A 12,382-nucleotide genomic window follows, 5' to 3' on the forward strand; every position below is an offset into this window, starting at 1 on the left:
CTTAACTCTTAACTGGGAACAGTTTTAACTGTCTGGATATCCTCAATTTTCCAAATCCGACAAAGAAAAATGCAATTCATTTAATTCTTGTGTCATTTGCATTAGGCTCCAATTTAGCTATATTAATTTAGCTATATTTTAGTTTTAATTCCGCTCTGGAGTGCTAGTGACGATTTTACTTTTGATCTTCTGATTATTTCCACCTGTAATGCTGTGGAAATATAGACCACCAATAGTAACGAGAAATAGTAAATATCCCACAAATTGAACAATATAAATTTTATCTCGATAACCAAATAAAGATTTAAGCATGATACCGGGAAAATGTTCATCAGAGAGGATTTTTTCGGTATTCCAGACTATTGGACCTAAGATACAGGAGTGAATTTTGGTAAAGTGTTCGTAATAGAAACAAAGATTTTCTGAAGAACGACTACTCAAAGCTAAATTAGCTATAGCTTCATCAAAATGATGCAACCCAGAAACCACTAAACCAGAAACAATTAATATTAATAAAACGCCCATAATTTGGAAGAATTGGCGGATATTAATTTTCACACCCCATTTAAATAATAAGACACCAATGGCTGCGGCGGCGGCTAAACCTGCAAGGGCGCCTAAAGTTGGTAATAAACCTTGTTGAAAATTAGCTGCAACAAATAAAACGGTTTCAAATCCTTCGCGGACAATGGCGACTAAAATTAAACTAAAAACTCCCCAAGCTGCATTTGTATTTTTACCTAATGCGTCGTTTACTGCTCCCTCAACTTGGGCTTTCATGAATCTGGCTTGTTTTGTCATCCAAATCAGCATCCAACTGAGCATAATTATTGCTAATATGCTAAATACACCTTCTAATGTTGGCTCAACTACAGAGGTATATTCAGGATTAATAGATGCTAGGAATTTAATGATCCCGGTAAATAAAATACCGATTAAACCACTAACAATAATACCTACGACCACACCAGCATACACCCAAAGATTGAGTTGAGATTGTTTGGCTTTTTTCAATAATGCGAGGACAATACCCACAACTAGAGCGGCTTCTACACCTTCTCGGAGGGTAATTACAAAAGTAGGTAAGGCGGTACTAAAATTCATTTTATTAGTTAGTTATCATTTATCATTTGTCATTTTTCAGTTGTCAGTGGTCAGTTGTAGATTTTGCTGCTCCTGACTTCTGACTCCTGACTCCTGCTGTATTAGCTGAAATCCCGTAACATTTTTTTGAGTTCGAGATTGTGCATTTCTTCTTGTCCGATCATACCACGGGTAAATTCTTCTAGATAGATACTAGCATTAGTGACTGTTTCTAGAAGACTTTTGTACATATCCAAAGCTTTCTTTTCATGGGATAAACTTTCTTGTAAGATGTCTTTAACGTTATGTTTGAAAGTTTCTTCTATGGGAGCGATTCTTAATGTAGGATGTCCTTCTAAACCTGTGAGAATTTCTCCTACTTGTTGAGCATGAAGTAAAGATTCAGCGGCTTGGGCTTTGAAAAATGCCACAATAGGAATACGATTAGGTCCTGTCACCATTAAGGAATAATGGGTGTAGCGAACTACCCCTGCTAGTTCAAATTCCATAATGGAATTGAGAATATCAATGGTTTTTTGGTGGTTAAGTTCTTGCATGAGTTGTTAAGTTGAGCAAAATTACATGAGCAGAGTTTTTAGATACTAATTATGAGTGAGAAGTTATACTTTTTTCTGGTTGGGAAAAATAAAAGAAAAATAAAAATATTCTCACTCTTAGCTATCAATTATTTTCTCTCTTATTTATGATTTTAAACTGTTTATTCTGGACTTATAATAGTGTGAAAATACTAACTCATGCTTTGACTGTGAGTTTTTTCTCGCACTTTTCGAGTATTTTCCTCGATGGTTTTTACTAGTTTGGTAACATCTTCTGGAGTTTTGACTGCTTGCGCTGGGGGAATAGCAGCAGGCCAAACTTTGACTAATTCTCCAAAAGCTGTATCTATGGCTTTGTGTGCTTCGGGATTTTCTTGGATCATTTGGTTAGAAATACTTTTATATATTTCTTGAGAATAGATTACAAAGCCACGAGAATCTTGATATTCAATGGGGGCGGTAATTTTACCTTTTGCTACCGCTGCACCATATTCTGAGTTAGCGGCATCTAATAAACTGTTGATTACTGGTAGAATAAATTCCGGTTGGCTACGTTGTTCGGTTGGTAAAACAGCGATCGCATTATCAACAGCTTGCATAGCAGTGGTAAAATTAGTTTTTATTTTAGCATCCTTGGGATTAGATTTGACTAAATCTGTTAAACTGACTAAGTTGCTTTTAAATTCTTTAACTTTACGTTCTTCTAATTGTTCTTCAATATCAATATAAATCTCTTCTACTGGGTGTCCAATATGGGGTTGAGCTTGTTTGGGTTGATTTTGATCTAACAGTTCTTGGGCTACCAAAAGATGTCCTTTCATTAATCCCAATTTTGTCATATAGTCAATATCTTTGGCTTCACCTGTTAACACCACTTCCTCCACTGTCACCATATCTTTGATTTGGTCAAACTGTGGTTGAGTAATTACTTTTTTGCTGACTAAGTCTTCGGAACTAGCGTAAGGACGGTTAGCCTGAATTTTATTTGATAAAGCCGGAATTCCTAATGTGGCCTCCAATTTATCTAACTGCGACAAAATTGCATTATTGATATTAATTTTAGCTTTACCACTATGACCGCTATGGGTGCTAGTTTCTGTCGCTTGGGCTACAGTTGGTGTTGATTTAATATCTGATTTTACTTTATTGCCGGTACAAGAACTCAAGGAAATTAAGGTACAAGCAGCAATAGACAAGAATAAATAACGGAATTTAATCATTTTTACTCCAAAATAGGGATTTAAGTCAAAGTTTTGGCTATTTTTCTGATATCCAGTCAAAAACCAATAAATATTCGCAATAGCTATCTATGGTAATTTACCATAAATAAAAGTTTTTATCAACTAGTTTAGAGAAATTGAGTATAATTTGAATATTTTATTTTTATTTTCTCTTAATGCTCCGACTTCAAGGTATTAAAGCTTATAATCTAATTGGGTACTCATTCCCAGGTGGCCGCCTGGAAATGAGAAACTAAAAACAAGAAAACCTAGTTAGACTCCATTGCAAATGCTTGTGTCAAAGCTGCATGGGGTCTTTACTTTGCAGAATCGGAGTAATATTTGCTTTCAGCGGGTAAGGACTTAATATAAAAGCCCTTAAACTTTTCTTTCTGGCTAACGCGCATCATAGATGTAGGATAAGTAACAGTCAAGAGAGAAAAAACCCCAACTAAAAGCCAGATATATTTGTGTAAATCTCTCCCTGATATCTTTTCTTTGCTAGTATTCTCTGTTGTTTGTGTTTGCATAATTCAGTCCTTTGATTTTTTGCTTGATTTAGGTTAATGGTAAATAGGGAAAAAGAGGATGCCAACTCATTGCTGTAGCAGCAACCATTAAGGCAAACAGCCAAAAAAATATCGTTCTCGATTTAATCTTTTTGTTGTTCCAAAGTAGGGAAAGAATAGCCCAACTCACCAACCAACTAATAAGTAAGATTGTTTCTTTCCCAGAATAACTGCCAATATTACCCCACATTTTACTGGGGTTATGGCTGCCTGGTATCCAACTTCCCAATGACCAAATCATTTTCTCTATGTTTTTATTAGTATCAGAAAAATGATGTGCCACCATCATTGTAAAACATCCAATTGCTGCACTAATTAAAGCTGCCGCTGCCGGTCCAGAAACCGTTGGTGGATGATTTGAACCTGCTGCTAAAAATCGGGGAAATTGTTTACATGACTGCCAAAATCTACCATATATAGGTTTTGGTTCTGGTGCGATTTCAGAAAATTGAGATTGTTTATTCATCAAATAATCCTCAAGAATTTAATTACAAAGCTAATTACAAAGCGTGAATTTTAGCGACACCAATTCCAGTTACTAAACCACCCATGGCAAAAAACATCATGGCTATTAAAGCCACACAAGTAGCTGTGAGAACGGGACGGTTTTGTTTTTCTAAAATTGAGTCGCCATATTGCCATAAAATCCAGCTACAAGCTACCCCTAATGGCAAGGTAAATAAAACGCTAAATTCGTGGTATTCCATAAGTACATATTGGACTAAAGGGGAGTTTTCTTTTAGCCAAGCTCTTGCACCACCAAATTCTATTCCAGCCCGATAACGCATATATGCTAAATTGCCTGTAGCGATACCCAAAAATGCAATTACACTAGACCAAAATGTTAGGGTACGCATCTGCGGTAATATCTTACTTGCACCTCGTAGCAAGGGAAAGGCTAAATGTCCTGTATACACAGCAACAACTGTTGCCAGCAATGCTCCTACGCCGTGAATTGTGCCTATGGAACGCTGCCAAGGGCTGGGATGTAAAAGATTAAAAAATGGCAAAAATAGAAACATTCCTGCTGATAAAATACTCAATCCATACACAGTAACTTTGGCGATATCTAGCTGTTTGGGAAAGGTTTCTGAAGTTGAATTAATGCCTGAGTCTAACACTATCAATGCTCCTGTAATGATGTGATCAAAAATCCTCATTCAATTACCAAAATCTCTATTTCACCTATAACTGCTAAATTTACCCCAAATAACTCCTAAGTTTGGGAATTTTTTTAGCAGAATTAACTTTGTCTGATGTGCTATTAATTTGATAATCGGATGATATTTTTGTGATTATTAAATCATACATTCTTTTAGCAAAAAAGAATTTTTTTTATTTTTTTATTTTTTATATTTTCCTTTATTTATGATAATTATTACTTATATATGAAGCTAATAAATTTGTCAGAATATGAAAATTTATAGAACTATAATAGAACTATATTTGATCTGGGAACGGGTTTTTAGATAAAAACTTGATTCCATAAATATTTTAGTCTCAATATATTTTCAAAATATAAAATTCCTAACTTTTTCAATACTCAAAGTTTTAGGAGTCTTTTTCTGAAATTACTGCAAATTGTCCCATACAACCGCTTTCAGCGATCGCATCTTGGTGAGGATGAAACATATACTTACCTGGATACTTAAAAGCAAATTCTAAAATATGTCTTTCTGCTACACCCATGGTTAAAACATCCGTTTTTACACTGGGATTCATTGTCATTCCCGAAGGATAAACATCGAAGAAATTAGCGTGAAGATGAAACGTTACAGCGGGGTCAAATTCAATAATATTCAAAACATAGGCACGAATTAACTGATTTTGATAAATTTGAATAGGATGGTGCATATAATGATGTGGCACGCCATTAAAAGCATAATACTCATTGCGGTTATCATCATTTACATCATAGCCAGACATGATTAAAACAATTTCGTCAGCAGGGGGACGGGGTTTAGGAGGATCAATAATAAACATTCCATACAATCCCTTGGCAACGTGACGAGTAACCGGAGCGACATGACAGTGATATAAATGAACGCCATAGGGTTCGGCATCAAATTCATATATAGTTGCTTTACCATTACCTATGGGTTTAATACCATCCATTTCAGCGGGATGAACTCCATGAAAGTGCAAAGAATGGGAATGTCCAGCATTATTGAGAAAAAGTATTCTTATTTTTTCTCCTTCCTTAGCCCGGAGTGTGGGGCCAGGAATGCGCCCATTTAAATCCCAAATGTTATAGGAGACAGCGCTATTCAGCTGAATGGTGGAAGTACCAGCAATTAAGCGAAATTCCCGGACTGTGCGCCCATTTTCCTGTTTAATTGTCCCATAATCAAAATCTCGTAACACCTGCATGGGGTTAGTAGCACCATTAGAAGCTGTTATTTTCATGGGTGGTATTTTGACACTGGCATAATTTTTGCTGTTTAACATTTGCCAAATTGTCCCTGTCGTGATCATGAATGCACCGGAAAGTCCCAGTTGTAGCAGTTGACGACGATGCCAAATTTTATCTTTACTCTCAGTAAAGTTGTCAGACATAAGACTAATAGGGGTATGCAGGTACGGTAAATTGCAAATAATTTGCAATTAGCTTTATATATATTAAAGGAATCAGGAATTATTGTCAATAACTTGGAAAAATAATTTTCAGGACTATTTATGATATATTGGTTCATTTACCGCTGACTAGAGAACAAATGGCACTTGCACCCTAGTACATTGGGGATTACAGCGGATACAATGGCGACTGTGGGAAACTTTGAGCAAATTTAGCGGTTGAGGTCAAGGATAGCACTACAGGGGCAGCTATTAAAGATGTAAGATTGCGAGTAAAAGCGATCGCTTTGGAAGATAATTTAACAGTATTTAGACAAGAGGTAGCATCTGGAAAACTACAATTTCTAAATCAGGAAAATCTAAAGGAGATATGTTTTGATGTTCTGTGATAATTTCTCGATTTTGATAACCTTCTGCTGTGGGATTTCTAAATACAATTAACTCGCGTTTCACTACATCTAATACCCAATAATCCTTAATTCCTGCTTGAGAATAAGCTTTAGCTTTGATTTCTGTATCTAGTTTTAAACTACTATCTGCAACTTCGATAATTAAATAAATTTCTGCTGGAGTAGGATGATGATCTGCATAGTCTAGGGGATCTATTTTCACTACAGCAATATCTGGTTCTGGTTCAGACCTTTCATTTAATTTTACAGGGTCTTGAATAGCTATGCAAGCTTTATGACCAATTCTATTTTCCAACAACTTATATGTTCTTCCCACTGCTGAACGGTGGGCTGTTCCTTTAGCAATCATCCAGATTATTTTCCCCTCTAATAATTCTACCCGTTCACTTGGTTCAAATATTCCTGCTTCAGCCATTCTGTGGTATTCATCAACAGTCCACAGCCGTAATTGTAAGGGTGATTCTGTGGTTTGCATAGTTAATTAAGGTGAATATTTATTCACTATTATATGATATTTTATTTGTCTGAATCAGGATTTACAGGATTTCAGGATTTACAGGATTTTTTATGAGATAATATAAACAAAGACTTAAACCTGATTCTCACAGCTATTTAATCTATCTTTACTAGTTGAGCGATGGTTGGATCAAGTATCTTTTGACCTCGTTCATTGAACCTAATTGCTAAAGATACTTTGTTTCCTAATCCAAAAACATGAGTTATTTGACCAGTACCAAATGTTTTGTGCATTACATGATCACCTACATTCCAGAGTTGCTGTAATTGTTTGTGAGATTTATTATTCTCTTGCAGTTCAAGTTCTCTAATTCTATCCAGAGCATATTTATAAAACTTCTGATCACCTTGTCTATAAGATAAATCAGCAGCTTGTTTAACATCCTCAATTGCACCTTGGTTATCTCCCAAAAAATATCGTGCTTGTCCCCGGTTTTTGTAAATAACAGCATCATTAGGATTTATTAGTAAGGCTTGATTATAATGAAAAACAGCACCTTCATAATCTTTTTTATCAAGACATTCATCGCCTAAACTGATATATTTATCAGAATCGTAAGATACTAAACTATCTAAATAACCACGCAAACCACCAGAATAAAGTAATTCATCTATTCCTACTATAGCTTCATTAAAAGCAGATTTAATTATATTGGTTGGTAAAAAACCAACCATAATCAAACGATAGTCTTTTTCCATTTCACTAAATTCTTCTTGACATAAAATACAAACTAAAACAGCATTTTTTTCAATTTCTTCTCGGCTAATTGACCATTTAATTGTGTCAAAATTCCCATAACGGGCTTTAACCTGAATACCAATTGATGAATCAGACGTTAAGGTAAAATCAATTTTTCCATCTCCACCAATGCGTTTTTCATAATCAACCTCAGTTACAAAATCACCTAAACGGATTTTAACAACTTCCTCACCCAGCTTTCCCTTCATATTGTTGATAAAGACATCACGAATAGGATTTGAAGAAGTGCGTCTATATTTTTCAGCCATATCCCAGCAAAAATCCCGTAATTGCTGTAACTTCTCTCCAGAGATAACCGTCAACTCACTATGCTGGCCTTCCTTCTCACAATGGAGTAAGTCACCAGATTTCAGTCTTTGAATAAAATCAGTCTGCTGTGCTTTGAGTATAGTTGTCCAGTCCATTTGTCAAAACTCACCTTTATCTGGCAAAAAGTATTTATTCTATTATTCCCTATTAAGCAACAAAAAGCACTAATCTAGATCACATTGCAGTTTTTTGAGTCCAACCGAAAAGTATTGAATCCTCAAACCCTAAAAACGCAACTCAAGCAAACATCCTGTAAATCCTTAAATCCTGGATATCCTGATATGGCTACGCCACGCTTCGCTATCAGACAATTGAGATTTAATTAACTAACAGCAAAATCTGTATATTTGCGGACTGAAGGCAATTGAAAACCTAAAACAATATCTTCTTTTGGTACACCTAATTCAACCAATTCATTAGCAATTCCCACCTCTGTACCATCCTGCTGAATCCAGATTTTATCATCAATAATATCTAGATGTAAAACAGGTCCATAAATACGAGTTTGATCACGCCAACCTAGATAAATTAATTGATAATGGTTATTTTCAAGATCAAAAATTGTCTGTGCTTGAATGCGTTTATCCCAAACCATACTAGCGTGTTGTTTCAGTAAGTTCTGAATATATTGCCGATATTCTTCTAATTTTGCCATTCTGCTATTACCTCTTTTTCAATATTATAAACTACTAAATAAAGTTGATTCATTTTAATCACTGCTTGAATAAAAGGCAGTATAAAAAATTCATTGTAAACAGTAATAGGAACTGCTAAATATAATGTCCGTTCTGGTTCTTGTTCTTGTAAAGCAAGACGATAAATTATAAATTGTCCTAATGCAGCATAAAGTTCTGTAATTTTTGAAGGATTAAGAAAACTTTTGATTTCTATAGCTATTTTTTGTCCTTCTTTTTCGGCTGCAATAACTTTTTCTGCTCCTAAATCAATATATAATTCTAATGTTCCCGCTTGCAATGGATAAGGATCATGACTGATGAACCAGCCCTCTTTTTCTAGTGCTGTTTTGACAATGTTATGAAAAGCATCTTTAGCTAATCTCTTGCAGCGGATAGAAATCTGAGAAGATGTCATAAATATTTATAAATGTTAATAATTCACAAAATAAATATATAATTTGACGTATTTTTTATTACAAAAATTCTCTAAATAAAATCCCAAAACATCTACCAATAGGGTATTCTCAAGACAGATAAATTTTAGTTTGCTATTAATTTTGTTAATTGTTACATAGCTGAAATTAGTGTAAAGAAAACACAAAAGTAGGACTTTTCATGCACATACCTGATGGATTTGTTTCTGTACCAGTTGCCGCAGTCACCAGTTTAGCCAGTGCGGCGGCTTTATTTGTAGCTTTTGATCGATCGCAAACAGCTTTTGGTATTCGTCGCGCCCCCATATTAGGTTTAACCACAGCCTTTATTTTCGCCGCCCAAATGGTTAATTTTCCCGTAGCGGGGGGGACTAGCGGCCACCTATTGGGAGGGGCTTTAGCAGCGATTATCTTGGGTAGTCCTTGGGCGGGAATGTTATGTATTGCGACGGTTTTGATCATTCAAGCCGTGTTATTTGCCGATGGTGGAATTACTGCCTTGGGAGCAAATATTTTTAACATGGGAGTCATCGGCGTGTGGGTAGCTTGGGGATTAACCCAAACTTTGCAAAGACTCTTTGGCGGTTTTCAAAGACTTTTACCCCTAGCGGCGGGAATAGCAGCGGGAGTTAGCGTAGTTGTTGCCGCTATAGCTTGTGCTATTGAATTAGCCCTTTCGGGGACAGCACCAGCCAACCTAGTGTTACCCACGATGACAGGTATACATATTTTGATCGGTGTTGGGGAAGGGGCGATTACCGGAGGTGTTCTAAATTACCTATCTACAACTCGTCCAGATTTATTACCAGGTGAAGAACAGAAAATTAGAGGTTGGTTAGTTCCCGTTGTCAGTATTTTACTGATTTCAGGTGTATTATCCCTATGCGCTTCGGCTTGGCCTGATGGTTTGGAAAAGGTAGCAGAAAACTTAGGATTTATTGATTTAGCGGAAAACGTGCGGGTAATTGTGCCGACACCTTTAGCTGATTACAATATTCAGGGTTTGGGGAAAATTGGCACTAGTATTACCGGGTTGGTAGGTGCTACAGCTTGCTTTGCTGTGGCTTTTGGCATTGCCAAAATTATCAGACCGAAAAATGCTTAATTAATTATGATGCAAATTTCCTTGCCATTACGCTTGCAATTGTCCCTAATTATCGTAATTGGGGCAGCTTTTTTAAAGTATCATAGTTGGTCTAATTTACTTGTCTATGGAGCGATCGCTCTTGTGTGGGTTTATTTGTTACAAATACCCCTACCCAAATTAGGCGGTCTACTGGGTGCAGAATTAATTTTTTTATCCTTCGTGGCCTTACCATTGGGATGGGAACGAGCTAGTTTTTTGCTTGTGCGTTCCCTAATTTGTTTAATTGTCATGAATGGCTTTTTATTAACCCTACCTCCCCATAGTTTGGGTATCGCTCTCAAAAGCTTACCGATACCTGCACCATTAAAAGAAAACCTGATTCTCGCTGGACAATACTTAGAAATATTACTCTTAGAAGTGACGCGAATGCAGCGCAGCGCCCAACTACGTGGTTTAAATGGTACAGCAGGGTGGCTACGTTATGCTAGTGCTGCCATGATTGGGGCTTTATATCTCCGCACCCTAGACAGAGCCGAAAGAGTTTATGCTGCTATGGTAGCCCGTGGATATAACGGAAAATTACCCCTAGATTCCCCCCTCAAACCGAAAGAACGCTTTACCCTATTAATAGCTGGGGTGATAGCTACTTGTTTAACCCTAAGTTCCTACCTTACTGTTATTTGAGTGGTGAATCTTGACATCATTAACTTCTAATCCCCAAATTTCCCTTTCGCAACCCCATACTGCTGTTGTTGAAGTCCAAAATCTGGCTTACGCTTATTCACAACAGCACCCCGTATTACAAGAAATTTCCTTTAGCTTACAAACAGGCGATCGGGTCGCTTTAATGGGAGCTACTGGTTCAGGTAAAAGCACCTTATTAGAAAACCTGATTGGCTTAAAACATCCCCAAAGCGGCAAAATTTGGATTAACGGTATACCGATATTGCCAAACACTTTACCGCAAATTAGACAACAAATTGGTTTTAGCTTTCAAGATCCTAATGACCAATTATTTATGCCCACAATCCTGGAAGATATCACCTTTGGACCCCTTAACTATGGCATTTCCCCCATAGCTGCAAAGGATAAAGCCCATCAACTATTAGCCGACTTTGGATTAGAAGCCTACGCCCACCGTTCTGCTCATGAACTTTCTGGAGGACAAAGGCGTTTAGCCGCCTTAGCGGCGATTTTAGCCCTAGATCCTGACATTCTCATCTTAGACGAACCCACCAACGGACTAGACCCAGCATGGCGACGACATTTAGCCCAAGTATTATTAAAATTGCCTGTAAAAGTCATGTTAATAGCTTCCCATGATCTCCAGTGGCTAGGAAGAGTCACCCAACGGGCTTTAGTCTTATCTAATGGTAAAATCCAAATAGATAGCGATATTCAACCACTGTTGCAAGATGGCAAAACCTTAGATAAACTGGGTTTGCCAGTAGATTGGTAAACTGGGGCTAACAGTGATTTTGCTGGCCAATGAACCACGGTTTTTGTTTCGCGCAGAGGCGCGAAGTAGGAAAGGCGCGAAGGAAGAAGGTAATCTGCGGTTTAAATAGATAAAAACTGCTGTGATATCTCTAATCTATGCTCTGCTTCCTATTTTCCTAAATTTTGGGGTTTAAGTCCCCGTTTCCCACTCTCTTGAATTTTAAATTTTTAAGTTCTTAAATTCTTAAATTCTTAAATGTTGTTTTCTCGTTATCCAGTTATTGCTCCTGTTACTCTGAGCATTGCTTTATTAATTACTAGTTGTAGTGACAGTAAAACCTCCCAATGTCAGCGACTAATTAAAGCCGTTAATCAGGGTACATCACTGATTGATACGAAAAAAGGTCAGCAAGTATCAACTAGTTTAAAGTTATCTAAAGACTTGAAAAATGTCACTCAGGAACTTCAGAAATTAAACTTAAAAGATCCTAAATTAAAAGAATTTGAAAGCGGTTTTATCAAAGTCTTTGATCATCTCAGTCAGGCCATAGGTAAAGCTGCTAAGGCTCTTGGTGATACTAAAACAGCAGAAGCATCTTCAGATGGTAAAATCACAATTCAAAAAGCTAGAAGAGAAATTGATTCCGCACTGACAACCGCAGCCAAAACCGCTGGTAAACAATCAGATACTTTAGCTGTTGAGTTGAATAAATATTGTAGCCAAGAACAATCAATTAAGAATTAAA

Annotated in this window: 14 protein-coding genes and 2 pseudogenes; 4 read left to right on the forward strand and 12 right to left on the reverse strand. The window is 36.6% G+C overall.

What is annotated here, in order from left to right; translation table 11 throughout:
- Nucleotides 1–144: 144 nt before the first annotated feature.
- The 12 genes and pseudogenes from FFO06_RS09110 to FFO06_RS09160 all read right to left on the reverse strand — a co-directional run bounded on the left by FFO06_RS09110 (nucleotide 145) and on the right by FFO06_RS09160 (nucleotide 9,090).
- Nucleotides 145–1,104, reverse strand: coding sequence for an FTR1 family iron permease (locus tag FFO06_RS09110; protein ID WP_137907757.1), 960 nt, complete (start codon nucleotides 1,102–1,104; stop codon nucleotides 145–147).
- 101 nt (nucleotides 1,105–1,205) lie between these two features.
- Nucleotides 1,206–1,640 carry a ferritin-like domain-containing protein gene (locus FFO06_RS09115; RefSeq protein ID WP_028090216.1) on the reverse strand — a complete coding sequence of 145 codons (435 nt, stop codon included), beginning with the start codon at nucleotides 1,638–1,640 and terminating at the stop codon, nucleotides 1,206–1,208.
- A gap of 191 nt (nucleotides 1,641–1,831) precedes the next feature.
- Nucleotides 1,832–2,860, reverse strand: a complete 1,029-nt coding sequence (locus tag FFO06_RS09120; RefSeq protein WP_137907758.1) for a ComEA family DNA-binding protein — start codon at nucleotides 2,858–2,860, stop codon at nucleotides 1,832–1,834.
- 317 nt (nucleotides 2,861–3,177) lie between these two features.
- Nucleotides 3,178–3,390 carry a hypothetical protein gene (locus FFO06_RS09125; RefSeq protein WP_137907759.1) on the reverse strand — a complete coding sequence of 71 codons (213 nt, stop codon included), beginning with the start codon at nucleotides 3,388–3,390 and terminating at the stop codon, nucleotides 3,178–3,180.
- Between the two features lie 28 nt (nucleotides 3,391–3,418).
- Nucleotides 3,419–3,895, reverse strand: a complete 477-nt coding sequence (locus FFO06_RS09130) for a hypothetical protein (protein WP_137907760.1) — start codon at nucleotides 3,893–3,895, stop codon at nucleotides 3,419–3,421.
- Between the two features lie 34 nt (nucleotides 3,896–3,929).
- On the reverse strand, nucleotides 3,930–4,550 hold the full coding sequence (locus tag FFO06_RS09135; RefSeq protein ID WP_137907761.1) for a hypothetical protein: 621 nt from the start codon (nucleotides 4,548–4,550) through the stop codon (nucleotides 3,930–3,932).
- Nucleotides 4,551–4,980: 430 nt separating this feature from the next.
- Nucleotides 4,981–5,985, reverse strand: a complete 1,005-nt coding sequence (locus tag FFO06_RS09140; protein WP_137907762.1) for a multicopper oxidase domain-containing protein — start codon at nucleotides 5,983–5,985, stop codon at nucleotides 4,981–4,983.
- A gap of 327 nt (nucleotides 5,986–6,312) precedes the next feature.
- Complete coding sequence (locus FFO06_RS09145) at nucleotides 6,313–6,888, reverse strand: Uma2 family endonuclease (protein ID WP_028090221.1); 576 nt, start codon at nucleotides 6,886–6,888, stop codon at nucleotides 6,313–6,315.
- Nucleotides 6,889–7,025: 137 nt separating this feature from the next.
- Nucleotides 7,026–7,184, reverse strand: a pseudogene (locus tag FFO06_RS22555) (hypothetical protein); the annotation flags it as partial.
- A gap of 213 nt (nucleotides 7,185–7,397) precedes the next feature.
- Nucleotides 7,398–8,093: pseudogene (locus FFO06_RS22455) on the reverse strand (tetratricopeptide repeat protein); the annotation flags it as partial.
- 227 nt (nucleotides 8,094–8,320) lie between these two features.
- Complete coding sequence (locus tag FFO06_RS09155) at nucleotides 8,321–8,653, reverse strand: XisI protein (protein WP_137907763.1); 333 nt, start codon at nucleotides 8,651–8,653, stop codon at nucleotides 8,321–8,323.
- Nucleotides 8,641–9,090, reverse strand: coding sequence for an element excision factor XisH family protein (locus FFO06_RS09160; protein WP_137907764.1), 450 nt, complete (start codon nucleotides 9,088–9,090; stop codon nucleotides 8,641–8,643). Before FFO06_RS09160 ends, FFO06_RS09155 begins: the two co-directional genes overlap by 13 nt.
- Nucleotides 9,091–9,290: 200 nt before the next feature.
- Between FFO06_RS09160 and FFO06_RS09165 the strand changes: the two genes are divergently transcribed.
- From FFO06_RS09165 to FFO06_RS09180, 4 genes are all read left to right on the forward strand, one after another.
- A complete protein-coding gene (locus tag FFO06_RS09165) occupies nucleotides 9,291–10,214 on the forward strand; it encodes an energy-coupling factor ABC transporter permease (RefSeq protein ID WP_137907765.1) in 924 nt (307 codons plus the stop codon).
- Nucleotides 10,215–10,220: 6 nt separating this feature from the next.
- Entirely contained in the window at nucleotides 10,221–10,880 is a 660-nt protein-coding gene (locus FFO06_RS09170) for an energy-coupling factor transporter transmembrane component T family protein (RefSeq protein WP_137907766.1), read from the forward strand.
- A gap of 10 nt (nucleotides 10,881–10,890) precedes the next feature.
- The gene (locus FFO06_RS09175) at nucleotides 10,891–11,655 is read left to right on the forward strand and encodes an energy-coupling factor ABC transporter ATP-binding protein (RefSeq protein WP_137907767.1); all 765 of its coding nucleotides are present in this window, start codon (nucleotides 10,891–10,893) and stop codon (nucleotides 11,653–11,655) included.
- A 237-nt stretch (nucleotides 11,656–11,892) separates the two neighbouring features.
- Nucleotides 11,893–12,381: a hypothetical protein gene (locus FFO06_RS09180; RefSeq protein WP_137907768.1), complete on the forward strand. Its 489-nt coding sequence runs from the start codon at nucleotides 11,893–11,895 to the stop codon at nucleotides 12,379–12,381.
- Nucleotide 12,382: the final 1 nt, after the last annotated feature.

The sequence above is a fragment of the Dolichospermum planctonicum genome (assembly GCF_005402965.1).
In the GTDB taxonomy this organism is placed as follows: Bacteria; Cyanobacteriota; Cyanobacteriia; order Cyanobacteriales; family Nostocaceae; genus Dolichospermum; species Dolichospermum planctonicum.

Coding starts and splice junctions, on each gene's coding strand:
- FFO06_RS09110 (WP_137907757.1), bottom strand. CDS start 1,104: ATGAATTTTAGTACCGCCTTACCTACTTTTGTAATTACCCTCCGAGAA.
- FFO06_RS09115 (WP_028090216.1), bottom strand. CDS start 1,640: ATGCAAGAACTTAACCACCAAAAAACCATTGATATTCTCAATTCCATT.
- FFO06_RS09120 (WP_137907758.1), bottom strand. CDS start 2,860: ATGATTAAATTCCGTTATTTATTCTTGTCTATTGCTGCTTGTACCTTA.
- FFO06_RS09125 (WP_137907759.1), bottom strand. CDS start 3,390: ATGCAAACACAAACAACAGAGAATACTAGCAAAGAAAAGATATCAGGG.
- FFO06_RS09130 (WP_137907760.1), bottom strand. CDS start 3,895: ATGAATAAACAATCTCAATTTTCTGAAATCGCACCAGAACCAAAACCT.
- FFO06_RS09140 (WP_137907762.1), bottom strand. CDS start 5,985: ATGTCTGACAACTTTACTGAGAGTAAAGATAAAATTTGGCATCGTCGT.
- FFO06_RS09145 (WP_028090221.1), bottom strand. CDS start 6,888: ATGCAAACCACAGAATCACCCTTACAATTACGGCTGTGGACTGTTGAT.
- FFO06_RS09155 (WP_137907763.1), bottom strand. CDS start 8,653: ATGGCAAAATTAGAAGAATATCGGCAATATATTCAGAACTTACTGAAA.
- FFO06_RS09160 (WP_137907764.1), bottom strand. CDS start 9,090: ATGACATCTTCTCAGATTTCTATCCGCTGCAAGAGATTAGCTAAAGAT.
- FFO06_RS09165 (WP_137907765.1), top strand. CDS start 9,291: ATGCACATACCTGATGGATTTGTTTCTGTACCAGTTGCCGCAGTCACC.
- FFO06_RS09170 (WP_137907766.1), top strand. CDS start 10,221: ATGATGCAAATTTCCTTGCCATTACGCTTGCAATTGTCCCTAATTATC.
- FFO06_RS09180 (WP_137907768.1), top strand. CDS start 11,893: ATGTTGTTTTCTCGTTATCCAGTTATTGCTCCTGTTACTCTGAGCATT.